Below are 22,333 nucleotides of genomic sequence, written 5' to 3'. Positions count from 1 at the left end.
CTCAGGACTCCACGCCGGCGAACAGCGCCGACAGGTCCAGCGACGGCACGTGCCGCTGGGAGGCGAGCGAGACGTAGGTGCGGGCGAGGGTGTCCTTGCCGTAGCCCACGACGGTGGACATCAGCCCGATCGCCTCGGCGAGCTCGCCGGGCGGCGCGGCGGCGACCACGCGGCGCCACAGGGCCAGCTCGAGGGCGTTGAACGCGGCCTGCACCTCGGAGATGTCGAAGCCCTCGCCGAACCGCTCCTCGGCGAGCTTCTCGGTGTAGGCGCTCAGCGCAGCGAGGTCCCGGCTGCGGATGGCGGACGCGACCAGCTCGAAGAGGTCGGCGAGGCGCTGCCGGGTGAGGTGCTCGCCCGCTGCCTCGTAGTGGGCCAGGTGCGCATGGTGGAGTGCGGTGTAGGCCTCGTCGAGCACGGCGGCCTCCGACTCCGAGAGCAGGCTGTCCAGATCCATCGAGAGCTCCTCTCCCCCTCCGCTGCCATGGTGCCACCGAGGCGCGGTCCTCGCCCGGGGACGTGAGCAGCCAGACAGACTTTGCAACACTTCACTCATGTCCGATGCCTCCGAGGAGCAGCTGGTCGAGCTGGCCCACCAGATGTTCGACCTGGCCCGGGCGGGAGACGCCGAACGGCTCGCTGCCTACGTCGACGCCGGGGTGCCGGTGGACCTCACCGACGCGGCCGGCAACACGCTGCTGATGCTCGCCGCCTACCACGGGCAGGCCGACACGGTGCTCGCCCTGGCCGCACGGGGTGCGGCGGTGGACCGGCCCAACGACCGCGGCCAGACCCCGCTCGCGGGCGCCGTGTTCAAGGGGGAGGGCGCGGTCGTGCAGGCCCTCCTCGCCGCCGGCGCCGACCCGGGCGCCGGGACGCCGTCGGCGCGCCAGACGGCGGCCATGTTCGGCCGGGCGGACCTGTTGCCATGAGCCATGACGAGACCACCCATCCAGCGGTCACCGGGCGACGAACGCCTCTGCGTGACCACCGCACCCGACCGGGGAAGGACCCGATGACGCTCACCACCGCACCCACGAACGCCTCCCGGGTCTCCGGTGCCGCCGACCAGCTGGCGGCGGTGGTCACGCCCCTCTTCGCCGGCGAGCTGCCGGTGCGGATCCGCGCCTGGGACGGCAGCGAGGCCGGCCCCGACGGGGTCCCGGTGGTGGTGCTCCGCGACGCCGGTGCGCTGCGCCGTCTGCTCTTCCACCCCGGGGAGCTCGGGCTCGCCCAGGCCTACGTCACCGGCGAGATCGACGTCGAGGGCGACCTGCTGGACGGCTTCCGACGGGTCTGGCAGGCGGTCCGCGAGCGGGGGGCCTCCCCGAAGCTGTCCCCGGCCACCGTCGCGGCCGGGCTGCGCACCGCCGTACGCCTCGGGGCGCTCGGCCTGCCGCCGGCGCCCCCGTCCAGCCAGGCGAGGCTGCGCGGAAGGCTGCACTCCGCGCTGCGGGACCGGCAGGCGATCTCGCACCACTACGACCTCTCCAACGAGTTCTACGCGCTGATCCTGGACCCGCACATGGCCTACTCGTGCGCCTACTTCACCAGCGACGCCCCGGACTACACCCTCGAGGACGCCCAGCGGGACAAGCTCGACCTGGTCTGCCGCAAGCTCGGCCTCGACCGGGCAAAGCCCGGCCACCGGCACCTCGACATCGGCTGCGGCTGGGGATCGCTCTCGCTGCACGCGGCGGAGCAGTACGGCGTGCAGGTCGTCGGCGTCACCATCGCGGCGGAGCAGAAGGCCTTCATCGACCAGCGGATCGCCGAGCGGGGCCTCGCCGACCGGGTCGAGATCCGGCTGCAGGACTACCGCGACGTCGCCGACGGCCCCTTCGACACGATCTCCTCGATCGAGATGGGCGAGCACGTCGGCGAGAAGAACTACCCGGTCTTCACCGGCGGCATCCACCGGCTGCTGCGCGAGGGCGGTCGGGCGCTGGTCCAGCAGATGTCGCGGACCACCCGCCCCGGCGGCGGGCCCTTCATCGAGGCGTTCATCGCCCCGGACATGCACATGCGTCCGGTCGGGGAGACCGTCGACCTCATCGAGCAGGCCGGCCTGGAGGTCCGCGACGTGCACGCGCTGCGCGAGCACTACGTGTGGACCGTCGACGCGTGGTACGCCACCTTCGAGGAGAACTGGGACCGGGTCGTCGGGCTCGTCGGCGAGGAGGTCGCCCGGGTGTGGCGGCTGTACCTGGTGGGCGGCGCGCTGGCCTTCGAGGAGGGCCGGATGGGCGTCGACCAGATCCTGATGGTCAAGCCGTTGCCGGACGGCAGCAGCGGGCTGCCGCGCGTGCGGGAGCTCTGATGGCCGACTACGACTGGGCCGCCCTCGCCCGCTCCCTCCCGTTCACCGCCCTCGCCGTGGTCGTGGTGCTCGGCACGACGTTCCTGGTCGCGCTGCGGGTCGGCAAGCAGGCCGTCGTCGACGTCGCCTGGGGCCTCGGCTTCGTCGCCATCGCGCTGGTCTCCTTCCTGGCCTCGGCCGGTGAGGGCGACGACGTACGCCGCTGGCTGCTGCTGGTGCTCACCGCGGTCTGGGGGTGCCGGCTGGCCTGGCACATCTGGCGGCGCTCCCGGGGCAAGGGGGAGGACCCGCGCTACGCGGAGCTGATGGCGAAGGCGCCCGGCAACCCGCAGCTCTACGCCCTGCGCACGGTCTACCTCACCCAGGGCGCGATCATGTGGTTCGTCTCGCTGCCGGTCCAGGTCGGCTCGTTCGAGACATCGGGCACGTCCTGGCTGGTGTGGGTCGGTGTCGCCGTCTGGGCCGTCGGTCTGTTCTTCGAGGCCGGGGGCGACTACCAGCTGGACCGGTTCCGCAACGACCCCGCCTCGAAGGGGCAGGTGCTCGACACCGGGCTGTGGCGCTACACGCGTCACCCGAACTACTTCGGCGATGCCTGCGTCTGGTGGGGGCTGTCGCTGATCGCCTTCAGCGCCTGGCCGGGGATCCTGACGCTGCTGTCGCCGGTGCTCATGACGTGGTTGCTCGCGAAGGGCACCGGCAAGCCGCTGCTGGAGAAGGACATGGCGTCCCGACGGCCCGGCTACGTGGACTACGTCAACCGCACCAGCGGGTTCTTCCCGCTGCCGCCCAAGTCACGGACTCCCGGAGAGGACCGCGGATGAAGACCCTCACCGACGGCGCGCAGGCGCCCGACTTCGAGCTCCCGGACGAGAACGGACGTCCGGTGCGGCTCAGCGAGCGGCTCCAGGACGGCCCCGTCGTGCTGTTCTTCTACCCCGGCGCGATGACCGGCGGCTGCACCAAGGAGGCCTGCCACTTCCGGGACCTGGCCACCGAGTTCAAGGAGGCCGGCGCCCAGCGCCTCGGCATCAGCACCGACCCGGTCGCCCGGCAGAAGCAGTTCACGGACCTCCACGGGTTCGACTATCCGCTGCTCTCCGACGAGTCCGGCGAGGTGGCCGTGGCCTACGGCGTACGGCGGCGGCTGATCACCCCGGTCAAGCGGGCCACCTTCGTGATCGACCCCGACCGCACCATCCGCAAGGTGGTCGCCAGCGAGCTGAGCATGGACGTGCACGCCGACCAGGCACTGGCGGCGCTGCGCGAGGGCTGATCATCACCGAGTTGGGACCACGGCCGCCGGTGTAGGACAGTGGTCCCCGTGCGTTTCGTGAACGAGCCGGGGCCCGGCTACGACCTGACCTACAACGACGTCTTCATGGTGCCGCGGCGCTCGGACGTCGCCTCCCGCTACGACGTGGACCTGTCCACCTCCGACGGCTCCGGCACGACGATCCCGCTGGTGGTCTCGAACATGACCGCCGTCTCGGGCCGCCGGATGGCCGAGACCGTCGCGCGGCGCGGGGGAGTCGCGGTGGTCCCGCAGGACATCCCGATCCCCGTCGTCGCCGAGGTGATCTCCTGGGTGAAGCGGCGGCACCTGGTCTTCGACACGGCGATCACGCTGGAGCCGCACCAGACCGTCAGCGACGCGATGGCGCTGATCCCCAAGCGCGCCCACCGTGCCGCCTTCGTCGTGGAGGAGGGCCGCGTCGTCGGGGTGGTCACCGAGGACGACTGCCGGTCGGTGGACCGGTTCACCCAGGTGCACCAGGTCATGTCGGTCAACCCGCTCACCCTTCCCGACACCGTCGACCCGCGTGCGGCCTTCGACCTGCTCGACTCGGCGCGCCGCCGGGTCGCTCCGGTGGTCGCCGCGGACGGCCGGCTGCGCGGCGTGCTCACCCGCACCGCGGCGCTGCGGTCCACGCTCTACGAACCGGCCGTGGACGGGCAGGGCCGGCTTCGGGTCGCCGCCGCGGTCGGAGTGAACGGCGACGTCGCGGCCAAGGCCGCCGCGCTGGTGGAGGCCGGCGCGGACGTCCTCGTCGTCGACACCGCGCACGGCCACCAGGACCGGATGGTGGAGGCACTGCGCGCGGTCCGCAAGACCTCGCCGACGGTGCCGGTCGCCGCCGGCAACGTGGTGTCCGAGGAGGGTGTGCGCGAGCTGGTCGACGCCGGCGCCGACATCGTCAAGGTGGGCGTCGGTCCGGGCGCCATGTGCACCACCCGGATGATGACCGGGGTCGGCCGACCGCAGTTCTCCGCGGTGCTGGAGTGCTCGGCCACCGCCCGCGAGCTCGGCCGGCACGTCTGGGCCGACGGGGGAGTGCGCTACCCCCGCGACGTGGCGCTGGCGCTGGCCGCCGGCGCGTCCTCGGTGATGATCGGCTCCTGGTTCGCCGGCACCCACGAGTCGCCGGGCGACCTCCACGTCGACGCCGACGGCCGGGCCTACAAGGAGTCCTTCGGGATGGCGTCCGCGCGTGCGGTCGCCCTGCGCACGAGCACCGACACCGCCTTCGACCGGGCCCGCAAGGGCCTCTACGAGGAGGGCATCTCCTCGAGCCGGATGTACCTCGAGCGCGACCGCCCCGGGGTCGAGGACCTGATCGACCAGATCTGCGCCGGTGTCCGCTCGGCCTGCACCTACGCCGGCGCCCGCTCGCTGGAGGAGCTGCACCAGAACGCCGTCATCGGGATCCAGTCGGCTGCAGGGTTCCACGAGGGACGGCCGCTGCCGACCGGCTGGTGAGCCGCGCCGCCGGCTGAGCGTGCGACAGGCTGCCGCTCCCTAGGGGAGCGGCAGCCCGTCCGGCCGGACGCGCGGCCACCGGATGCGCAGGCGGCCGTGGCGGCCGTGGCGGCCGCGCGTCAGTCGCGAGCGATGCCCGAGGACTCGCTGGGCCTGGTGTCGCCCTCGGTGAGCAGTGGCTCGTCTGCGTGCTCGACCGTCAGCGCGAAGTCGTCACCGTGCTCGGTGGCACCGGCGACCACGGCCTTCTCCACGGCCGCCTGGGCGTAGCGTCGGCGCACCATCAGCGGGTCGCTTCGCAAGTCCTTCACCAGTGCCCACGCCAGGCCGATCATCACCACGGCGAACGGCAGTGCGGCGACGATCGTGATGTTCTGCAGCCCGGTCAGCGCGGAGTCCCCACCGACGAGCAGCATGACCGCAGCCACAGCACCCGTGACGACTCCCCAGAAGACGACGTTGAGACGGCTCGGCTCGAGGGTGCCACGCTGCGACAGCGTGCCCATCACGATCGAGGCGGCGTCCGCGCCGGAGACGAAGAAGATCGCCACCAGCACCATCACCAGCACGCTGGTCACCGTGGCCATCGGCATGGTGTCGAGCAGGCTGAACAGCTGCGCCTCGGGCGAGGCGGCGCCGGCGATGTCGGTGCCGTTCTGCTGGGCGTGGATGCCGGCACCGCCGAAGATCGCGAACCAGACCAGGCTCACCACGCTCGGCACGAGCAGCACGCCGGTGACGAACTGACGGATGGTGCGGCCGCGGGAGATCCGGGCGATGAACATGCCGACGAACGGCGTCCACGACAGCCACCAGGCCCAGTAGAAGACCGTCCAGCCCGCGAGCCACTCCGCCATCCCGTCGCCGCCGGCGGCGTCGGTCCGCGCCGACATCATCGCCAGGTCCTGGAAGTAGCTGCCGACCGCGGTGGGCACGAGGTTGAGGATGAAGACCGTCGGGCCCACCACGAAGACGAACGCCGCCAACGCGATCGCGAGCACCATGTTGATGTTGGACAGCCACTGGATGCCCTTGGCCACCCCGGAGACCGCGGAGAAGATGAACGCGATCGTGAGGAGGGCGATGACGCCGACGAGCACGCCGTTGCCGATCTCGCCGATGCCGGTGACGATCTCCAGGCCGCTGCCGATCTGCAGCGCGCCGAGGCCCAGTGAGGCCGCAGACCCGAAGAGGGTCGCGAAGATGGCCAGGATGTCGATGACCCGGCCCGCGGTGCCGGCGGCGCGCCGCTCGCCGATCAGCGGCGCGAAGGCCGAGGAGATCAGCTGGGTGCGACCGCGGCGGAAGACGCCGTAGGCGATCGCGATGCCGACCACGGCGTAGATCGCCCACGGGTGCAACGTCCAGTGGAACAGCGTGGTGGCCATCGCGGTCTGCACCGCGCCCGGGGCACCGGCCTCGCCGGTGCCCGGAGGCGGGGTGACGAAGTGCGACACCGGCTCGGACACGCCGTAGAACATCAGGCCGATCCCCATGCCGGCGCTGAACATCATCGCGATCCACGAGCTGGTCCGGAACTCCGGCTCCTCGTCGTCACGGCCGAGCGGGATGTTGCCGAAGCGGCCGGCGGCCAGCCAGATGACGAAGACGACGAACGCAGAGGCGAGGACGACGAACATCCAGCCCATGTTGTGCACCGTCCAGGTCAGCGCGCTGTCGGAGGCGCTGCCGAGGGAATCGGTGGACAGGAAGCCCCACGCGACGAAGGCCAGCGCGATCACTGCCGTGACGCCGAAGACGACGTTGTCGATCTTGGTGCCGTGCGCGACCGCCTCGGTCGCAGTCGGCTCGAGGGCGGGGTGGGGGCTCGGCCCGTCTGTCGGTGGGGTGGACCCGTCGGGGGTCCGGCTCTCGGGGCGGGTGTCGATGCTCACTCAGGTTCACGCCGCGGGTGGGCGGCGCTCCTCCGTTCCGTCGGTTGGTCACTGGGCCCCACGACCACACCAGAGTCCGGGTGCCGATGTCGAACCGACAGACGTGTCCGATGCCTCGTGGTGCGAGGCATTTCACATGATTCGGGCGCTCCGGGCGGTTCGGCGGGTGTGTTCGCGGTGCGGGCACCGGCGTGCTTCGGCGAGGCTGGCGGAGGCTGGCGGTTTCGGGTCCTCCGGCCCGCCCGGCGGGGACCGCAGGCCCCTGACCCGGCTCCGACCCAGGGTCACAGTGGGACCAGGAGGAAGGTGCGGACCATGACCACTGGAGGGCAGCTGCCCGTCGTCGTCGGCATCGACGGCAGCGAGGAGAGCATGAAGGCGCTCGCGTACGCCGTCGCCGAGGCGCGGCGCCACGACTGCAAGCTCGTGCTGGCGCACGCGGTGCCCGAGGTGGTGCCGATGACGCCGATGCTGCCTCTGGTCGGCTCCGAGACTCTCGAGGAGACCGGACGCCGGATCCTGCGCGTCGCGCACCGCAGCGCCGACCAGCTGGCGGAGCGCTCCCTGGACATCGAGGAGACGATGCGGATCGGCTCGCGGGTGCACTTCATGGTCCAGCTCAGCGACCAGGCCCGGACGGTGGTGCTGGGTCATCGACGCCGCAGCGCCGTCCAACGGGTGCTGACCGCCTCGACCACCAGTGGCGTCGCCCTGCGCGCGCACTGCCCGGTGGTCTGCGTGCCCGCGGACTGGGAGCCCACGAGCCCCCATTCGTGCGTGCTGGTGGGGGTGGAGGACGTCGACCACCCGGGCGAGCCGCTGGAGACGGCGTTCAGCACCGCTGCCCGGCGCCGGTCGCGCCTGACCGTCCTGCACGCGTGGAAGCTGCCGAGTCCCTACGACGACATCATCACCGCGCGCACCCACGGTGAGGAGTGGCAGCGGGAGGCCTCCCGCCGGCTCGAGCAGTCGATGGCCGACCTGCGCCTGCGCTACCCCGAGGTGCACGTGGAGGCGGACATCCGCCACGAGCCTCCGGCGGCGGCGCTGGTGGAGGCCTCGGCGCGCGCGGACCTGATGCTGGTGGGCCGGCACAGCCGCGGCGCACCGCTGGGCTTCTACCTCGGCTCCGTCACCCGGACCCTGATTCGCGAGACCCACTGCCCCGTGGAGGTCGTCCCGATCCACCACGCGGCCGAGGGCGAGGACGCTGCGACGCTCCGGCTCACCACGACGGGGAGCTGAGCGCAGCACTGGAGGCCGGGTCCCCGTTCCCGTGGCCGCACCTACCGGCGGCGGGAGCGGCCGGACCGGCCCGACCGTCCGGTTCGAGCCGGCGACGACGTACGCGCCGACGACCGCCGAGGCTCCGGCTTCGCAGGGGGCTGCTCCGGTGCTGCGGCGGCCCCCTCGCCGCGGGAGCTGCGCTCGGTCCGCCCGCGGACGATGCCGACGAACGTCTCGAGCCGGTCGTCGTCGTCCGCGCGCCGCCACGCGAGCCCCACCGCCGAGCCGGGCAGCCCCAGCAGCGGGACCGCCACCACGTCCTTGCGCTGGTGGAGCCTGGCCACCGACAGCACCGTCACCACCACGCCGGTGCCGGCGCCGACCGTCTCGACCGCCTGACGCAGGGTCATCGGTGGCAGCGTCGGACGGGAGCCGCCGGTCAGGTCGGGGGCCAGGTCCCGCCAGGCGGGGATGTCCGGGTCGAGGAACAACGGCTCGTCGACGAGGTCGTCGAGGTCGATCTCGTCGAAGGCGGCCGCAGGGTGCTCGTGGTGGACCACCGCCACCGGCACCTCCTCGTAGAGCGGGATCAGGTGCAGGTCGTCCGGCCGGGACAGGTCGCGGACGAACGCCATCGAGGCGTGCCCGTCCCGCACCACGTCGAGCTGCTCCGGCACCTCGACCTGGCGGACCCGCAGGGGGCGGTCCGGGTGCCGGTCGGCCCACCGCCGTACCCACTTGTCCGGAGTGACGCCCGGGACGAAGGCGACGGTGAAGGCGGGGTGCACGCTCACCCCTGGGTACGTCGTTGCAGGATTCCGCGGGCGAACGCGGCCTGGCCGACGTGCTGCGTGCAGTCGTTGACCACGCTCACCAGCCGCACCGCCAGCGTCACCGGCGGGTCCCAGCGCGTGTCCACCACACGGCTCATCTCGGCGTCCTCGAGGGTCCGCAGGTAGGCGACCGCGGCCGCGTGGGTCGCATCGTGGTAACCGAGCAGGAGGTCCGGCTCGACGACCACGGAGGCCACCTGCTCGGCGGTGTGCCCGTAGCCGTGGTCGTGGCGGGGGAGCGGCAGCCCGAAGCGGTCGTACCAACCCTCCGTGTGCCAGACCTGGTCGGTGCCGGCGACGCCGGCGACGTGGTCGTCCTCGATCCGGGTGAGGTGCCAGACGAGCCACGCGATCGAGTTGGCGCCGTCGTCGACCCGTGCGGCGAGCTGGCCCCGGTCGAGCCCGTCGACGACCTCGTGGACCCCCTCCCGGACCCGGTCGAGGGCATCGATGAGCAGGTCGGTGGCAGCACTGGTCACAGGTCTCTCCCTCTCGAACGGTTCCGCACCAGTGAACCAGCCGGTCCGCGGCTCCACCACCCGGCGGCAGGACACCGGCGCCTTCGCGGCACCACGCGGCACGGGGGACCGGTCCGCGCAGGGTTTGAGCCTCGAGGCCCGTGGGGTACCGGGCTGGGAGAGACGAGCTCCGAGCCTCGCGCCCGGTGCGAGCATGAAGACGCAGGATCGAGATCCAGGAGGACACGATGGCACCCGCCCGGCTGGTCGGACTCCATGACGGTCCTCGCGAGCTGACCCTGGCGCGGCACGGCCAGAGCCTCGGCAACCTGGCGGACGCGGCTGCCCGGGACGCCGGCGCCGACCGCCTCGACCTCAAGGCGCGCGACGCCGACGTGAAGCTCTCCGACACCGGCTACGAGCAGGCCCAGGCACTGGGGCGGTGGCTCACGGGCCACGAGCGGCCGACCCTGGTCGTCAGCTCCCCCTACGAACGCGCCTTCCGCACCGCCACCGAGGTGATGTCCGAGCTGGGCATCGAGGTGGTGCTGGACGAGCGGCTGCGCGAGCGCGACCTCGGCCTGTTCGACGGGCTCACCGGCCAGGGCATCCGGACCGAGTACGCCGGCGAGGCGGAGCGGCGGAGCCGGGTGGGCAAGTTCTACTACCAGCCGCCGTCGGGGGAGAGCTGGGCCGACGTGGTGCTGCGGGTCCGCTCGCTGCTGCAGGACCTCCGGCACGGCCACCAGGACGCCCGGGTGTGGATGTTCACCCACCAGGCCGTGATCATGAGCTTCCGCTACGTGCTGGAGGGGCTCACCGAGCAGGAGCTGCTCGACATCGACAAGTCCTCTGACATCGCGAACTGCTCGCTGACCACCTACCGGCACGACGGCGCCGGGCTCGTCCTCGAACGGTTCGCCGACGCCTCCGTCCTCGAGGACACCGAGGCCGACGTCACCAACGAGCCGTCCGGGCGACGCGAGGGTCGTGGCGGTGAGAGCGGTGGCTGAGCCGACGACCGTGACGCCCGAGCTGCTGCGCGGCTGGCAGCTGCCCGAGCCAGGTTCGGACAAGGAGGCACGAGGGGTCGTCCTCGTGGTCGGCGGCAGCGGCCGGACGGCGGGAGCGGTGGTGCTCGCCGGTGAGGCGGCTCTCCGGGTGGGCGGCGGCAAGCTGCAGGTGGCCACGGCACGCACCGTCACCAGCCAGGTCGGGCCGGCCGTGCCCGAGGCGCTCGTGATGGCGCTCGCCGAGGACGACGAGGGCGAGCTGACCACCGAGGACGTCGACCGCCTCGTCGAGCTCGCCCGGGACGCGGAGGTGGCCCTGCTCGGGCCCGGCATCCAGACCCCGGCGACGGCGCAGGCGCTGCTTGGAGCGCTGGTGCCACAGCTGTCCTCGACGGTCGTCGTCGACGCGCTGGGCTCTGCCTACCTGACCGAGAACCCGGAGGGCCTGCACCACCTCGACGGACGGTGCGTGGTGACCGTCAACCCGGGCGAGCTCGCCAGGACGTTGCACGTCGACGACGAGGAGGTCGAGCGCGACCAGGAGGCGACGACCGTCGAGCTGGCGAAGCGGCTGCGAGCGGTGGTCGTCTGCGGTGGCAGCCGCAAGGTCGTGGCGACGCCGCAGGGTCAGCTCTGGCAGGTGCTCGCCGGAGGACCCGGTCTCGGCGTGGCCGGCTCCGGCGACGTACAGGCCGGCTTCGTCACCGGCTTGCTCGCCCGCGGCGCCGATCCGGCCCAGGCCGCGGTCTGGGGCGCGTTCCTGCACGGGGCGGCCGGTGACCGGCTGGCCGCCGACGTGGGACCGATCGGCTTCCTGGCCCGGGAGATCCCGTGCCGGGCCCCCGGACTCCTGGCCGGCCTGACGGGCTGACCCCGCCTGCCGCCGGCAGTTCTGGCGGCGCCGGCAGCCGGCGTGCGGCGTGTCCGCCCCCAAGCAGCCGTTTTCAGGGCGCAGGGAGCACAATGACCCGGTGGACTGGTATCTGGACGGCGACGACGCCGGCGCCGTGTCGGCGTTGCGACGCGAGGTGGCCGATTACCTGCGACGCCATGCTGCCACCGGGGGCGAGATCGATGACGCGGAGCTGGTGGTCAGCGAGCTTCTCGGCAACACCGCCCGGCACGCGGCCGGCCCGGTCTGGGTGACCCTCGCCTGGCAGGCCAGCTCGCCCGTGCTCACCGTCAGCGACCTGGGACCGGGCTTCGACCCTGCGCAGGTGGTCGAGGCGGACGGCCGCGACATCGACCCGCTGCAGGAGTCCGGGCGCGGGCTGTTCCTGATCAACCACCTCGCCCCGGCGATGCAGGCCGTCCAGCGTGCGACCTCCGGCATGCGCGTCTCGGTGACGCTCCCGGTGGTGCGCAGGCCGGAGGCGAGCTACGACCCACCGCGACGCACCACCGGCAGCCTTCCCAGCGTGGACGAGGCACAGGCCGAGGGTGGCTTCGGCCGCGAGACGTTCCTGCGCGCTCTGGTCGTGCAGATGGCCCAGACGTTGGAGTTCCAGCACGGCCCCGACGCGGCGGAAGCCGCGGTCGCGCAGGTCGGCGCCGACGTCGGCGGTCAGATGGAGGAGGAGTTCCGCGTCGCGGAGCGGATCGTCGGCACGATGACCCCCGAGCAGATGGCCGCCTGCTACGTGCGGCTCAAGCACGCGATCGACGGCGGGTTCTACGTCATCGACGTCTCCGAGGAGCGCATCGTGCTCGGGAACACCCGTTGTCCCTTCGGTGAGGCCGTGCGCCGGGCGCCGTCGCTGTGCCGGATGACCTCGAGCGTGTTCGGGGGATCGCGGCCCGCAACACCGGCGAGCCGGTGACCGTGCTCCTGGAGGAGCGGATCGCGGTCGGCGACCCGGGTTGCCGGGTGGTCGTCGAGCTCACCCGCCCCGACGTCGAGGAGTTCGTCCCGGGGCACCGTTACGCGCCGCCCCGAGAGGTCTGACCCGACCGGGGGTCAGGCGCCGGCCCGCTGCCGGCCGCCGGCCGATCGCACGGCCGCGGCGAGGTCGGCGCGCGACTTCTCCAGCATTCCCGAGGACGGAAGCTGCTCCAGCAGGTCCTGCATCCGCTCGATGTCCTCCAGCATGCGGTCACGCAGCCCGGGCTCCGCGCGCCCGAGCAGTGACCGGTAGGCGTCGAGGACCCGCGCCGCCGTCAGGTGCTGGTGCGACTCGTGCGCGACCACCATCAACGAGAACAGCGCTTGCATCACCTGGTCGAGGTCGTCGTCGCGGTACACGACTGCCAGTGTCCCTTCCGAGGGCCCGTCCGGCTGCGGGTCCGCCATCCACCGGGAAGCGAGGTCCCTGAGCATGTCGAGCCCTTCGAGTGCCACCTCCGGGCTCTGCTTCGAGGTGGAGCCGCTGGTCCAGGCGATGTTCACGAGCTCGTGCACCCCGGTGGTGGCGTCCCGGTCGATGTCGCGGCGGCGGTCGATGACGACCGAGTCGCTCACGGCGTCGGCCAGGCGCTCCGCGGTGGCGGTGTCACCGTCGGCGACGGTGGCGATCACGTCGCCGTACGTGATGCCGCCACCGAGCTGGACCTCCAGCCGGATCTCTGCGTCGGGGGCGTCCGCGAGGGCCGCCTCCAGCCGGTCCAGGTCGATCGCGGTGACGTAGCCGGTCAGCACCGAGTGGCAGGTCGCTCGGACCGTCTGGTCCGACCCGGCGCAGCGTCGGGTCCGCTCCCGCAGAGGTCGCTGCGCGTCGCGGGCAGCCAGGGTGCGGTCGTGGATCTGCCGGACGACGTTCGAGGGGCGCATCTGGTCGACGGTGACGTAGACCAGCACCAGCAGCAGCAGCATGCCCACGACGGTCAGCACCGTGGCGATCCCGGCGCCCACGATGGGAGGCATGGAGTCCTTCACGGCCACCATCACGACGTAGGCGAACAGGGAGAGCCCGACGAAGAAGCCGAGCAACAGCTGGTTGATCCGCCGTCGCACGAACTGGTCGAAGACGACCGGTGACAAGTTGGACGCCGTCTGCTGGACCGCCAGCAGCAGCACCGAGAAGGTGATCGAGGTGACGGTCAGCAGCCCGGTGGCGATCGACTGCAGCGCGGCCGTGGAGGCGTCGGCGCCGATGACGGTTCCGAACAGGCTGCGCAGTCCGTCGAACAGGGCCAGGTGGGTCTGGTCGGCAAGGATCGCGATCACCGCGAGGACGATGAAGGCCGCCACCACGATGCTCGGCACGAAGGCGAACTCCCGGACCGCGCGCAGGGCGAGGCGCCCGGTCCGTTGCGAGACCTCTGCACGGTTGCGGTGCTGGCTCATGTCGGCGATGCCTCGATCCTGTCCCAGTCGTAGACGCCGGCGTGCGCCAGCGCTCGTAGCGAGTTGTCCCAGTCGGCCCGGCGGGCGACGTACTCCCGGGCCCCCCGGTCCTCGTCGTCCACCACCTCCAGGCCTGCCCGGGCGAGCGCGCTCCTCGACCGGTGGAAGCGTTCCTCCCAGGCCCGACGCTGCTCGTCGTCGACGGCACCGGGGTGCGCCTCGGGGATGAGCTCGTCCAGGAGCTGCATCGCGGCGGACTCCAGCTGGTGGAGGCCCGCGGACCGGATCAGGCTGCGGTAGCGCCGCGGGCACAGGGAGGTCCGGACCAGCGCCGCGGTCTCCAAGGCGATAAGCAGCACCCGCGGGAGGGCGTAGCGGTCGTGACGGTAGTGGAAGTACCGCAGCACCGGGTACGAGCTGTGGGTCTCGAACGTGTGCGTGAGGAAGCCTGCCAACGACGCCAGCTGCTGCTCCGCACCCGGGAGGCCGCCGTCGTCGGCCAGCCCGATCAGCAGCAGTGCGGCCGACCCGGAGCCGAAGGTCTGCTGGTGCAGTGTCGAGGCGAAGGTGCGCCGCGCCGTGATCGCGCTGTAGATGGAGAGGAAGTACGTCAGTGCGAGGGTGAAGACGCTGAACCCGATCGCGGCCTCGACCACGGTGAGCAGCCGGTAGCCGTCGGCGACCGGCACCACGTCGCCGGTCCCCAGGGTGGTCAGCGTGAAGCCGCTGACATAGACGGCGGTGGCGAAGCCGGTGTCCGTCTCGCCGGTCGCGGCCACGATGCCGCCGCCGAGGCCGGGCAGGAGGACCAGCGCCCACCCGAGGACCAGCAGCGTCAGCCAGACGATGATGGTCGCGGAGATGAGGACCGGCCCGCTGTAGGCGAGGAGGGCACGACGACGGGTCGGGGGCAGCCGGCGGGCCACGACCGCCATCGCGCGCCAGGTCGATCGCGACAGTGGCTCCCGCAGCGGCCCGTGACCACTGGCCGGGAAGAGCACGGTCAAGAAGACGTCGGAGAGAACCAGGAAGACGACGAGGACACCGGCGAGCACCGGCAGCACGTCGTCCACCCGGTCGTCCCCTCTCGTCTCCGCGGAGCGCGTCTCGCGCACCTCTGAGAGCGCGCACCCAAACAGTTGCGTAAGCGCATGTACCCGGTGATGCGCCGGTCGAATCCTGTGGGGCCGCTCACGGCGCTCCGGGATCATCCGCGCGGGGCGAGGCGTTCGCGAGCCCGAGGCACGAGCATCAGGGTGTGAGCAGCACGCAACAGACCGACGCCTCTCGTCGGTCGGTCGTCGCCGGTGAGACGGTTGCCAACGTGCTGCTGGGGGCGAGCGGAGCGACGCTCACGGCCGTCTCGTCGGCAAGTCGTCGCCTCACCCCTGCCGTCGGCCCGCTCCTGAGGTGGGGTCTGCGCGCACCCGTGCTGCCGCGGCGGTGGCGGCCGGAACGCCTCGTCCTGTCGCTGGATCGTGCCGGCGCCACGCTGCGGGAGCGGCTCGTCCGCGAGCTCGTGAGCCGGGTCGACGTGCTGCTCCCCGGCCTGCTCGCCGAGCTGGTCCGCAGAGGGCGGCTGACCGAGCTCCTCGTGCGCGACGTCGACCTCGACGCGGTCGTCGCAGCTGTCGACCTGGACGCGGTCGCAGCCCGGTTGGACGTGGACGCGGTCGCGGCCCGGTTGGACGTGGACGCGGTGGTGGCGCGGGCGGACCTGGACGCGGTCGCGGCCCGGCTGGACGTCGACGCGGTGGTGGCGCGCGCGGACCTGGACGCCGTCGTGAACCGGCTCGACGTGGACGCGGTGGTGGGACGAGTGGACGTGGACGCCGTCGTGAACCGGCTCGATGTGACCTCCGTGGTGCTGGACAGGGTGGACCTCGACCGAGTGGTGGCGGCAGTCCTCGCCCACGTGGAGGAGCAGCAGCTGCTGGCCCTGGCCGAGATGGTGGTGGAGGGGATCGACCTGCCGGAGATCATCCGCGACTCCTCGGGTGCGATGGCCACCGACACCGTGCGTGGCGCCCGGATGCGCGGCGTCGCGGCCGACGAAGCGATCGCTCGTGCTCGCGACCGGATCTTCTTCCGGGGGCAGCCGGCGCGCAATGAGCAGCCCTGACGCGGGCGCGGCGAGGAGTGGGCCGTCCCCGCTCCCGCGGGCCGCACGCGGGTTCCAGGGACGCCGGGCCGGCCTGGTGACCCGCCTGGTCGCTGCCTCGATCGACGCGCTGGTGACCTTCCTGATCCTGGCCGGAGCCTATGCCGGCTGGGCGGCGCTGCTGTTCATGATCGATCCCCGCGGCTTCCGGATGCCGAGCGGCAGCCTGTTCGCCAGCGCACTGCTGGGACTCGTCGTGCTGGTCGTGTACCTGACGCTGAGCTGGTGGTCCTCCGGCCGCAGCTACGGCTGCCTCGTGATGGGCCTTCGGGTGGTCGACGGCGGGGGAGCCAGCCCGGCGTTCGTCCGGGCCCTGCTGCGAGCGATGCTGTGCGGTCTGTTCCCGATCGGGCTGCTCTGGGTGGGGATCAACCGGAGGAACCGGTCGGTGCAGGACATCATCCTGGGCACGTCGGTGATCTACGACTGGCAGACCGGGGAGCCACGGGTCGGCTGACCGACAGCCGTGCCCTCCCGGCTGTCATGGTCGGTCCGGATCCTCGTCGTCCTCGTCGTCCTCGTCGGCGGCGGCGACCCGCCGGATCTCGAGCAGCTCGAGCCCGAAGGCGCGGAGCCGGTTGAGGAAGCCGTGGAGGGCCGCCTGGTCCTCGAACCGTCCGGACACCACGGTCCGCACCTCGTGCCCCACGACCTCGGTGCCTGCCGGGCGTTCGGAGAGGAGCTCGGGCGGCACCAGGCCGCTCACTCGTAGCTCGTAGACCCGGTCCTCGGGGTCGCTGGTCATGCCGTCGTCGCCCGGGGGCACGACCTCGGGCCACCGATCGGACGGGCTTGGATCGGCCGCGGTCATCTCGGCCTCCTCTGCGTCACGAACGTCTGGTCAGACCTCCATCCCAGCCCACTGCGACGGCCGCCGCGTCATCCGGACCGGATGACCGGTGGGCCCGGGCGGTCGCGCAGCCACGACGAGGATCATGCGCCGGGGGGGATACCGGCGGCCGGTGCGCCGCCCAACATGGGCACATGAACCACCGCAGAGGCAGAAGGGCGCTGGCCGGGCTGGCGATCATGACGATCCTGGGCGCGGGAACCAGCGCATGTGGGGGAGACCCGGCCGTGTGCAGCGACACGGACTCTCTCCGATCCTCGATCCAGGACCTGCAGAACATCGACATCGGCCAGGGCGGCCTGGCCCAGCTCCAGAAGCAGCTGGAGGCGATCCGCTCCGACCTCCAGCAGCTGGCCGACGACGCCTCGGACCAGTACTCCTCCGAGGTTGCGGCGATCCGGGATGCCGTCGACGCGCTCGGGGCCAGCCTCACGGCGGCGGTCAGCACTCCCTCCGCCGCGACTCTCACCGCGGTGCGCGACGACGTCAAGGCGCTCGGCTCGTCGGTCGCCCGGCTCGGCGACGCCGTCAGCGGCACCTGTTGAGCGACAAGGTCATCCCGCAGGGACGACGCGGTGGCACGCCGGCTCGGTGCATCGTGAGCGAAGGAAAACCCTACGAAAGGATCCTGGGATGTCGTTCTGGGACATTGTGTGGTTCATCTTCATCAGTTTCGCCTTCGTGGCCTACCTCATGGTGATGTTCTCGATCATCACCGACCTCTTCCGCGACCGGGAGACGTCAGGGGTGGTCAAAGCGGTGTGGATCGTCGCCCTGATCTTCCTGCCGCTGATCACGGCACTGGTCTACCTGGTGGCGCGTGGAGGAGGTATGTCGGAGCGCGCCGAGGCCAGCGCGCTCGAGGCGAAGGCCCGGCAGGACGCCTACATCAAGGAGGTCGCCGGCGGCTCGAAGGCGCCGACCGAGCAGATCGCCGAGGCCAAGGCCATGCTCGACGCCGGAGTCATCTCACAGGCGGAGTACGACCGTCTCAAGGAGAAGGCGCTGGTCTGAGCCCTGTCGATGTGCGGCCCGCCCGGTGACGATGGTTCTGTCCTTCGTGACCGGTTCGGGCCGCTCGGCCTTGTTGGGCTTGGACCACCGGTCCGCGCACTGCCTCTGCTACGGGTCGTAGGACCCCAAACGGACCCCCCGGTCTCGCCATGTCCGGGGGGTCTTTCGGCGCCCTAGCCTCGAAGACGGGTGGCGGCAGCACGGACAAGGGCCGCCCCCTCGACAGAGAAGGATCCGCGGGGGTTGAAAGACAGGTACTGGTGGGCGCCATGTCGTCGTACTCGAGCTCCTCTGCGATTCCGGCAGGGGACGATCTCCTGCCGAGCGTGCGGTACCAGATCCCGGACCTGCCCTCGGCCCACGTCAGGCGGCCTCGCCTGCTGGCCGTGCTCGGACGCTCGGAGACGCTGCCGCTGGTCGTGGTGAGCGCCCCGGCCGGAACGGGCAAGACCACGTTGGTCGCCGAGTGGGTGCGCTGCTCGGGCTCGGCGTCGTCGACCGGCTGGGTGAGCCTGGAGGACGGGGACACCGACCTCTGGGCGCACCTTCTCGCCAGCCTGGACCGGCTCGGGGTGCCGGTGGAGCGCGAGGTCGGTCGCACCGACGGCACGGCGCCCGACCACCGCGACTGGCTGCTCGGCCTCGCCACCCGGCTGGCGCGGGCCCCCCGCCGGCTGACGATCGTGCTGGACGGCTACGAGCTCGCGAGCCTGGACGTCGCGCACGACCTGGACTTCGTGCTGCGACACAGCCTCGGCCGGCTACGGCTGGTGGTGGTCGGACGGGTGGATCCGGTTCTGCCGCTCTACCGCTACCGGCTCGAGGACCAGCTGGTGGAGGTCCGGGTGAGCGACCTCGCCTTCGACGACGACGAGGCCGCGGAGCTGTTGACGCGTCTGGCTGTGCACCTGAGCCCATCGGCGGTGCGCGATCTCAACGACCGGACCAAGGGTTGGGTGGCGGGCCTCCGCTTCGCAGGTCGCGCTCTGGTGGACCGGCCGGACGCGGAAGAGAGGGTGGCTGAGGTGGTCAGCCAGACCCACGACATCAACGAGTACCTCGTCGGTGAGGTGCTCGACGCTCACCCGCCCCAGGTGCGGCGGCTCATGCTGGACACTTGCGTGCCCGACGTCCTCTGTGCCGGCCTCGCCGAGGAGCTCGGAGGACCACGGGCCCCGCACCTCCTCGCGGACCTGGCCCGGGCCAACGCCTTCATCGAAGAGGTTCCCGGCCAACCGGGCTCCTACCGCTACTACCCCTTCTTCCGTGACCTGCTCCGGGCACAGCTCGCCTACGAGAGTCCCCGGGCCAGGACGAAGCTGCACCGCAGGACCGCCCGGTGGTTGCGACTGCGCGGACATGCAGTGGAGTCCCTGATCCAGCTCGCCCGGCTGGGGGCGTGGGACTCGCTCGCCATCCAGCTCGTCGAGGATCGGCTGACGGGGCGGTTGCTGGTCGAAGGGCCGGGCTCCGCACTGGCCGAGCTCGCCGGCCGGCTCCCCTCCGAGCTGGTCCGCCCAGAGGTGGTCGCGGCCCGGGCAGCGGTAGCGCTTGCCGCGGGAGACCACCTGCGGTGTGCCGAGGAGCTGGCCGGCCTCCCTCGGCAGCCGTCGACGGAGACCGAGGCGACCTCGCCGTTGTGGCAGACCGTGCGGATGCTCGACGCGGTGCGGGCGAGTCGGCACGACGGGGTCGACGCCGCCAACGCGGCGGTCGATGCCGCGGACGCGGTGCTTCGACCTGATCCGGTGCGGGCCCTGCCGCCGGCAGGCGCGGAGATGCGAGCCCTGGTCCTTCTCAGCAAGGGTGTCGCCCGACTGCGACGCGGGGACCTGGAGCCGGCCCGTCAAGCACTCGCCGGGGCTTCGAGGACCGGTACGGCGGCACAGCACCCCGGCTTCCGTGCGGAGTGTCTGGCCTACCAGTCGGTCGTGGAGGCCTGGCAGGGTCGGCTCTCCCGGGCCCGGGCGGGCGCCGAGGAGGCGATCAGCCTTGCGGGGCGCACCGAGGCCCCCGGGGTGGCACGGAGTCCGGTCCTGGTGGCACGGCTGGCGCTGGCGCGGATCGCACTGGACCGCTACGACCTCCGCGCCTCCCAGGAGCAGGTGACGGCCGTCAGAGTCGGGGTGGACCACGCGGAGGACGGGGTCTCGCTCTGCCTGGGCGAGAGTGTGTCTGCCGGGCTCCAAGCGGCGAGCGGCCATCCGGTCGCCGCGCTGGCACGCCTCGAGACAGCCTCTGCGCGGCTCAGCGCGCTCGACTCGTGGCTGGCCGAGGGCCTCCGGGTCGAGGCGGCCCGGGTCCTGCTGAGCGCGGCCAAGCCGCAGGCCGCGGTGCACGAGCTGGCGGCGGTCACCTCGACCCCGCACGCGGACCGGTCGCTCGTGCTCGCGCAGGCACAGGCGGAGCAGGGGGACGCGAGTGCTGCCAGGCTCTCCCTCGCCCAGGTGGAGGAGACGGCGCTCGCCCCGGCCGACCAGGTGTCGAGGCTGTTGGCCCAGGTGGCGACGGAGCTGCGGACCTCGGCGCCCGACCGGGCGCGCGGCACCCTCGACCGCGCTCTCCGGCTCGCGTCCCGCGAGCAGCTACGTCGTCCGTTCCACGAGGCGGCACCGGCGGTGCGGCAGCTGATCGCCTCCGAGCCCCGGCTGCTGGCCGAGCAGCCTTGGTTCGCCGGTCCGGGTCCGCGGGCCGCGACGAAGGTCTCGGCTTCGCCATCGACGGCCGAGCCGGTCCGGCCCGAGGTGCTCGAGCGGCTGACTCCTCGCGAGCTCGAGGTGCTCGGCCACCTCGAGGCACTCCTGTCCACCGACGAGATCGCGGAGAAGATGTTCGTGTCGGTGAACACCGTGCGGACCCACGTGCGGAGCATACTGCGCAAGCTCGGCGTCAACCGCCGCAACGCTGCGGTGAGAAGGGCCCGGGAGATCGGGATCCTGGGGTCCTGAGCGGCAGCCTGATGCGCCGGAGCGCCAGGCAGCCGCGTGGTGGCGCTGCCTAGACTGTGGGCCTTGTGCCGTCTACGCGCACACCGATGTTCTCCCGTGCGAGCCGAAGGACTGAGCGGTGCCCGACCGACCTGAGATCGTCTGCCTCTGCGGCTCCACCCGGTTCGTGGACGAGATGAGCGCGGCGAACCGTGATCTGACCTTCGCAGGTGTCATCGTCGTCGCGCCAGGCGTGTTTCGGCGCGCCGAAGGTCATGAAGCAGACGAGTCGGTCACGAACGAGCAGAAGACCGCGCTGGCCGCTCTGCACCTGCGCAAGATCGATCTGGCTGACCGGGTCCTGGTCGTCAACCCAGGTGGGTACGTCGGCGAGTCCACGAGCAGGGAGATCGCCTACGCCCACGCCGCCGGCAAGCCGATCTCGTTCACCGATCCCCAGACCTCGAGCGACACGGCCTAATCGTCTGCTGCGGAGGAGGTGGTCGCCCCACCGGCGCGGTGTGCTGGAGATCCACCCTCCGCACGGGAGGCACCCGCTATGACCGACCACACCGAGCAGCCCGAGCAGCCCGAGCAGCCCGACCAGCCCGACCAGCCCTACCAGGCGCGGGTGCTCGGTCTCGTGCCCGTGACGGCCGTCCTGGACCAGATCGAGGGAGTCTGCCACGTCGGCTACGAGCTGTGCACGGTGCTCCGGGTGCGTGTCAGCCGCGCAGGCGGCCTGCACCTTCCGCTGGACCTGCTCAGGTCCCAGGGGATCGAGGTGATCGATGTCCGTCGGGTCGTGACGCCCACGCTCGTCTGGCCCACCGATCCCGGGAGCGCACACGCATGACGCGCAGCCGGCCCGGACGGGCGCTCGTCTACGAGCTCGCGATCGCGGGGCGACTAGGGCCGGTCCTGACGCACGCACTCGGCCCCGGCGTGACCGCGACGCTGCGCGAGCAGACCATCCTGCGGGTCCGCCCCGCCGCGTCGGGGCCGGGCGTGCCGGAGCTGGTGGCACTCCTCGAGAACGAGGGTCTCGAGATCGACGAGATCTCGAGCGTTCCGGCCAGGTGAGCGGTCAGGCTGAGCCGGCGTCGCGGGTCAACGCGTTGAGCGTGCGGGTCACCTCGTGGATGTTGGGCACGTCGTGGAGGACCACGGTCCCCTCCTCGCTGGCCGCCGAGACCTTGAGGGTTCCCGCTCCGGACATCCGGTCGAACATCCCCTGCTCGAAGGCCACGTCGTTGATCCGCGACAGCGGTATGTCGCGACCGTGGCGGCGTACGACGCCCCGGCGTGTCAACAGTCGCTCGTTGGTGATCGTGTAGGTGCGCCCCCGCCACCGGAGGTACGGCCAGAGACCGAAGACCGCCAGCACGCCGAGGAACGCGATCCAGCCGAGCGTGTCCAGCCAGGAGAAGGCACCCGAATCGGGTGCGACCGCGAGCACGACCAGCAGTCCGACCAGGGCTGCGGCACAGATCAGCCCCGGCACGAGCAGTCTCTTCCAGTGCTCCCGAAGCTCCATGACGACGTGCTCCTGCGCCCCGAGCTGATCTGCAGGGATGCCCATGTCGCACCT

At 71.9% G+C, this 22,333-nt stretch carries 26 protein-coding genes; 18 read left to right on the top strand and 8 right to left on the bottom strand.

The genetic code is table 11. The features are described 5' to 3' along the window. Window position 1: 1 nt before the first annotated feature. The gene (locus H9L09_RS20835) at window positions 2-457 is read right to left on the bottom strand and encodes an RsbRD N-terminal domain-containing protein (RefSeq protein ID WP_187578681.1); all 456 of its coding nucleotides are present in this window, start codon (window positions 455-457) and stop codon (window positions 2-4) included. A gap of 97 nt (window positions 458-554) precedes the next feature. On the opposite strand from H9L09_RS20835, the gene H9L09_RS20830 reads away from it, so the two are divergent. From H9L09_RS20830 to H9L09_RS20810, 5 genes are all read left to right on the top strand, one after another. Then, the gene (locus tag H9L09_RS20830; RefSeq protein WP_187578680.1) at window positions 555-932 is read left to right on the top strand and encodes an ankyrin repeat domain-containing protein; all 378 of its coding nucleotides are present in this window, start codon (window positions 555-557) and stop codon (window positions 930-932) included. Between the two features lie 83 nt (window positions 933-1,015). Beyond that, window positions 1,016-2,320, top strand: a complete 1,305-nt coding sequence (locus H9L09_RS20825; protein WP_187578679.1) for an SAM-dependent methyltransferase — start codon at window positions 1,016-1,018, stop codon at window positions 2,318-2,320. Beyond that, window positions 2,320-3,144, top strand: a complete 825-nt coding sequence (locus tag H9L09_RS20820) for a DUF1295 domain-containing protein (RefSeq protein WP_187578678.1) — start codon at window positions 2,320-2,322, stop codon at window positions 3,142-3,144. Before H9L09_RS20825 ends, H9L09_RS20820 begins: the two co-directional genes overlap by 1 nt. Continuing rightward, window positions 3,141-3,596: a peroxiredoxin gene (locus H9L09_RS20815; protein WP_187578677.1), complete on the top strand. Its 456-nt coding sequence runs from the start codon at window positions 3,141-3,143 to the stop codon at window positions 3,594-3,596. Before H9L09_RS20820 ends, H9L09_RS20815 begins: the two co-directional genes overlap by 4 nt. Window positions 3,597-3,644: 48 nt before the next feature. Then, window positions 3,645-5,081, top strand: coding sequence for a GuaB1 family IMP dehydrogenase-related protein (locus H9L09_RS20810; protein WP_187578676.1), 1,437 nt, complete (start codon window positions 3,645-3,647; stop codon window positions 5,079-5,081). 119 nt (window positions 5,082-5,200) lie between these two features. Here the strand turns inward: H9L09_RS20810 and H9L09_RS20805 are convergent, their stop codons facing one another. After that, window positions 5,201-6,976 carry a BCCT family transporter gene (locus H9L09_RS20805; RefSeq protein ID WP_187578675.1) on the bottom strand — a complete coding sequence of 592 codons (1,776 nt, stop codon included), beginning with the start codon at window positions 6,974-6,976 and terminating at the stop codon, window positions 5,201-5,203. Between the two features lie 315 nt (window positions 6,977-7,291). Between H9L09_RS20805 and H9L09_RS20800 the strand changes: the two genes are divergently transcribed. Next, the gene (locus H9L09_RS20800) at window positions 7,292-8,221 is read left to right on the top strand and encodes a universal stress protein (protein ID WP_187578674.1); all 930 of its coding nucleotides are present in this window, start codon (window positions 7,292-7,294) and stop codon (window positions 8,219-8,221) included. Between the two features lie 41 nt (window positions 8,222-8,262). Here the strand turns inward: H9L09_RS20800 and H9L09_RS20795 are convergent, their stop codons facing one another. Both H9L09_RS20795 and H9L09_RS20790 read right to left on the bottom strand, forming a co-directional pair. Beyond that, window positions 8,263-8,997: a LysR substrate-binding domain-containing protein gene (locus tag H9L09_RS20795; protein WP_187578673.1), complete on the bottom strand. Its 735-nt coding sequence runs from the start codon at window positions 8,995-8,997 to the stop codon at window positions 8,263-8,265. Further along, window positions 8,994-9,515, bottom strand: coding sequence for a mycothiol transferase (locus H9L09_RS20790; protein WP_246456146.1), 522 nt, complete (start codon window positions 9,513-9,515; stop codon window positions 8,994-8,996). Before H9L09_RS20790 ends, H9L09_RS20795 begins: the two co-directional genes overlap by 4 nt. Before the next feature lie 227 nt (window positions 9,516-9,742). On the opposite strand from H9L09_RS20790, the gene H9L09_RS20785 reads away from it, so the two are divergent. The 4 genes from H9L09_RS20785 (at window position 9,743) to H9L09_RS22575 (ending at window position 12,452) form a co-directional block, all read left to right on the top strand. Next, window positions 9,743-10,507 carry a histidine phosphatase family protein gene (locus tag H9L09_RS20785; protein WP_187578671.1) on the top strand — a complete coding sequence of 255 codons (765 nt, stop codon included), beginning with the start codon at window positions 9,743-9,745 and terminating at the stop codon, window positions 10,505-10,507. After that, entirely contained in the window at window positions 10,500-11,378 is an 879-nt protein-coding gene (locus H9L09_RS20780; RefSeq protein ID WP_223164148.1) for an NAD(P)H-hydrate dehydratase, read from the top strand. Before H9L09_RS20785 ends, H9L09_RS20780 begins: the two co-directional genes overlap by 8 nt. 100 nt (window positions 11,379-11,478) lie before the next feature. After that, window positions 11,479-12,327 carry an ATP-binding protein gene (locus tag H9L09_RS20775; protein ID WP_187578669.1) on the top strand — a complete coding sequence of 283 codons (849 nt, stop codon included), beginning with the start codon at window positions 11,479-11,481 and terminating at the stop codon, window positions 12,325-12,327. Beyond that, complete coding sequence (locus H9L09_RS22575) at window positions 12,324-12,452, top strand: hypothetical protein (RefSeq protein ID WP_281390789.1); 129 nt, start codon at window positions 12,324-12,326, stop codon at window positions 12,450-12,452. The genes H9L09_RS20775 and H9L09_RS22575 overlap by 4 nt, the downstream gene beginning before the upstream one ends. Window positions 12,453-12,464: 12 nt before the next feature. Here H9L09_RS22575 and H9L09_RS20770 read toward each other — a convergent pair whose 3' ends face one another. Next, the gene (locus H9L09_RS20770; protein WP_187578668.1) at window positions 12,465-13,790 is read right to left on the bottom strand and encodes a DUF2254 family protein; all 1,326 of its coding nucleotides are present in this window, start codon (window positions 13,788-13,790) and stop codon (window positions 12,465-12,467) included. Continuing rightward, window positions 13,787-14,863, bottom strand: coding sequence for a potassium channel family protein (locus H9L09_RS20765; RefSeq protein WP_187578667.1), 1,077 nt, complete (start codon window positions 14,861-14,863; stop codon window positions 13,787-13,789). The genes H9L09_RS20770 and H9L09_RS20765 overlap by 4 nt, the downstream gene beginning before the upstream one ends. 185 nt (window positions 14,864-15,048) lie before the next feature. Here H9L09_RS20765 and H9L09_RS20760 point away from each other — a divergent pair, with 185 nt between their 5' ends. Then, window positions 15,049-15,912, top strand: coding sequence for a hypothetical protein (locus H9L09_RS20760; protein ID WP_187578666.1), 864 nt, complete (start codon window positions 15,049-15,051; stop codon window positions 15,910-15,912). Beyond that, window positions 15,899-16,408, top strand: a complete 510-nt coding sequence (locus H9L09_RS20755; RefSeq protein ID WP_187578665.1) for an RDD family protein — start codon at window positions 15,899-15,901, stop codon at window positions 16,406-16,408. The genes H9L09_RS20760 and H9L09_RS20755 overlap by 14 nt, the downstream gene beginning before the upstream one ends. Window positions 16,409-16,432: 24 nt before the next feature. Here the strand turns inward: H9L09_RS20755 and H9L09_RS20750 are convergent, their stop codons facing one another. Next, on the bottom strand, window positions 16,433-16,762 hold the full coding sequence (locus H9L09_RS20750; RefSeq protein ID WP_187578664.1) for a hypothetical protein: 330 nt from the start codon (window positions 16,760-16,762) through the stop codon (window positions 16,433-16,435). A 173-nt stretch (window positions 16,763-16,935) separates the two neighbouring features. On the opposite strand from H9L09_RS20750, the gene H9L09_RS20745 reads away from it, so the two are divergent. From H9L09_RS20745 to H9L09_RS20720, 6 genes are all read left to right on the top strand, one after another. Next, window positions 16,936-17,346 carry a hypothetical protein gene (locus H9L09_RS20745; RefSeq protein ID WP_187578663.1) on the top strand — a complete coding sequence of 137 codons (411 nt, stop codon included), beginning with the start codon at window positions 16,936-16,938 and terminating at the stop codon, window positions 17,344-17,346. 88 nt (window positions 17,347-17,434) lie between these two features. Beyond that, a complete protein-coding gene (locus tag H9L09_RS20740) occupies window positions 17,435-17,815 on the top strand; it encodes an SHOCT domain-containing protein (protein ID WP_187578662.1) in 381 nt (126 codons plus the stop codon). 326 nt (window positions 17,816-18,141) lie between these two features. Beyond that, window positions 18,142-20,763, top strand: coding sequence for a winged helix-turn-helix domain-containing protein (locus tag H9L09_RS20735; protein ID WP_187578661.1), 2,622 nt, complete (start codon window positions 18,142-18,144; stop codon window positions 20,761-20,763). 118 nt (window positions 20,764-20,881) lie between these two features. Next, a complete protein-coding gene (locus H9L09_RS20730; RefSeq protein ID WP_187578660.1) occupies window positions 20,882-21,223 on the top strand; it encodes a hypothetical protein in 342 nt (113 codons plus the stop codon). A 78-nt stretch (window positions 21,224-21,301) separates the two neighbouring features. Continuing rightward, on the top strand, window positions 21,302-21,598 hold the full coding sequence (locus H9L09_RS20725; protein ID WP_187578659.1) for a hypothetical protein: 297 nt from the start codon (window positions 21,302-21,304) through the stop codon (window positions 21,596-21,598). Continuing rightward, window positions 21,595-21,825 carry a hypothetical protein gene (locus H9L09_RS20720; RefSeq protein ID WP_187578658.1) on the top strand — a complete coding sequence of 77 codons (231 nt, stop codon included), beginning with the start codon at window positions 21,595-21,597 and terminating at the stop codon, window positions 21,823-21,825. The genes H9L09_RS20725 and H9L09_RS20720 overlap by 4 nt, the downstream gene beginning before the upstream one ends. Before the next feature lie 4 nt (window positions 21,826-21,829). Here H9L09_RS20720 and H9L09_RS20715 read toward each other — a convergent pair whose 3' ends face one another. Then, the gene (locus H9L09_RS20715) at window positions 21,830-22,324 is read right to left on the bottom strand and encodes a PH domain-containing protein (RefSeq protein ID WP_187578657.1); all 495 of its coding nucleotides are present in this window, start codon (window positions 22,322-22,324) and stop codon (window positions 21,830-21,832) included. Window positions 22,325-22,333 lie beyond the last annotated feature (9 nt).

The sequence above is a fragment of the Nocardioides mesophilus genome (assembly GCF_014395785.1).
Classification (GTDB): Bacteria; Actinomycetota; Actinomycetes; order Propionibacteriales; family Nocardioidaceae; genus Nocardioides_B; species Nocardioides_B mesophilus.
The sequence above is the reverse complement of the archived record's forward strand: the minus strand, read 5'-3'. Positions and strand labels throughout refer to the sequence as shown.

What these genes read in the sequence shown, in the direction of transcription:
- H9L09_RS20800 (WP_187578674.1), top strand. Translation starts at nt 7,292, where the DNA reads ATGACCACTGGAGGGCAGCTGCCCGTCGTCGTCGGCATCGACGGCAGC.
- H9L09_RS20715 (WP_187578657.1), bottom strand. Translation starts at nt 22,324, where the DNA reads ATGGGCATCCCTGCAGATCAGCTCGGGGCGCAGGAGCACGTCGTCATG.
- H9L09_RS20820 (WP_187578678.1), top strand. Translation starts at nt 2,320, where the DNA reads ATGGCCGACTACGACTGGGCCGCCCTCGCCCGCTCCCTCCCGTTCACC.
- H9L09_RS20835 (WP_187578681.1), bottom strand. Translation starts at nt 457, where the DNA reads ATGGATCTGGACAGCCTGCTCTCGGAGTCGGAGGCCGCCGTGCTCGAC.
- H9L09_RS20725 (WP_187578659.1), top strand. Translation starts at nt 21,302, where the DNA reads ATGACCGACCACACCGAGCAGCCCGAGCAGCCCGAGCAGCCCGACCAG.
- H9L09_RS20825 (WP_187578679.1), top strand. Translation starts at nt 1,016, where the DNA reads ATGACGCTCACCACCGCACCCACGAACGCCTCCCGGGTCTCCGGTGCC.
- H9L09_RS20750 (WP_187578664.1), bottom strand. Translation starts at nt 16,762, where the DNA reads ATGACCGCGGCCGATCCAAGCCCGTCCGATCGGTGGCCCGAGGTCGTG.
- H9L09_RS20740 (WP_187578662.1), top strand. Translation starts at nt 17,435, where the DNA reads ATGTCGTTCTGGGACATTGTGTGGTTCATCTTCATCAGTTTCGCCTTC.
- H9L09_RS20745 (WP_187578663.1), top strand. Translation starts at nt 16,936, where the DNA reads ATGAACCACCGCAGAGGCAGAAGGGCGCTGGCCGGGCTGGCGATCATG.
- H9L09_RS20830 (WP_187578680.1), top strand. Translation starts at nt 555, where the DNA reads ATGTCCGATGCCTCCGAGGAGCAGCTGGTCGAGCTGGCCCACCAGATG.
- H9L09_RS20755 (WP_187578665.1), top strand. Translation starts at nt 15,899, where the DNA reads ATGAGCAGCCCTGACGCGGGCGCGGCGAGGAGTGGGCCGTCCCCGCTC.
- H9L09_RS20720 (WP_187578658.1), top strand. Translation starts at nt 21,595, where the DNA reads ATGACGCGCAGCCGGCCCGGACGGGCGCTCGTCTACGAGCTCGCGATC.
- H9L09_RS20770 (WP_187578668.1), bottom strand. Translation starts at nt 13,790, where the DNA reads ATGAGCCAGCACCGCAACCGTGCAGAGGTCTCGCAACGGACCGGGCGC.
- H9L09_RS20785 (WP_187578671.1), top strand. Translation starts at nt 9,743, where the DNA reads ATGGCACCCGCCCGGCTGGTCGGACTCCATGACGGTCCTCGCGAGCTG.
- H9L09_RS20815 (WP_187578677.1), top strand. Translation starts at nt 3,141, where the DNA reads ATGAAGACCCTCACCGACGGCGCGCAGGCGCCCGACTTCGAGCTCCCG.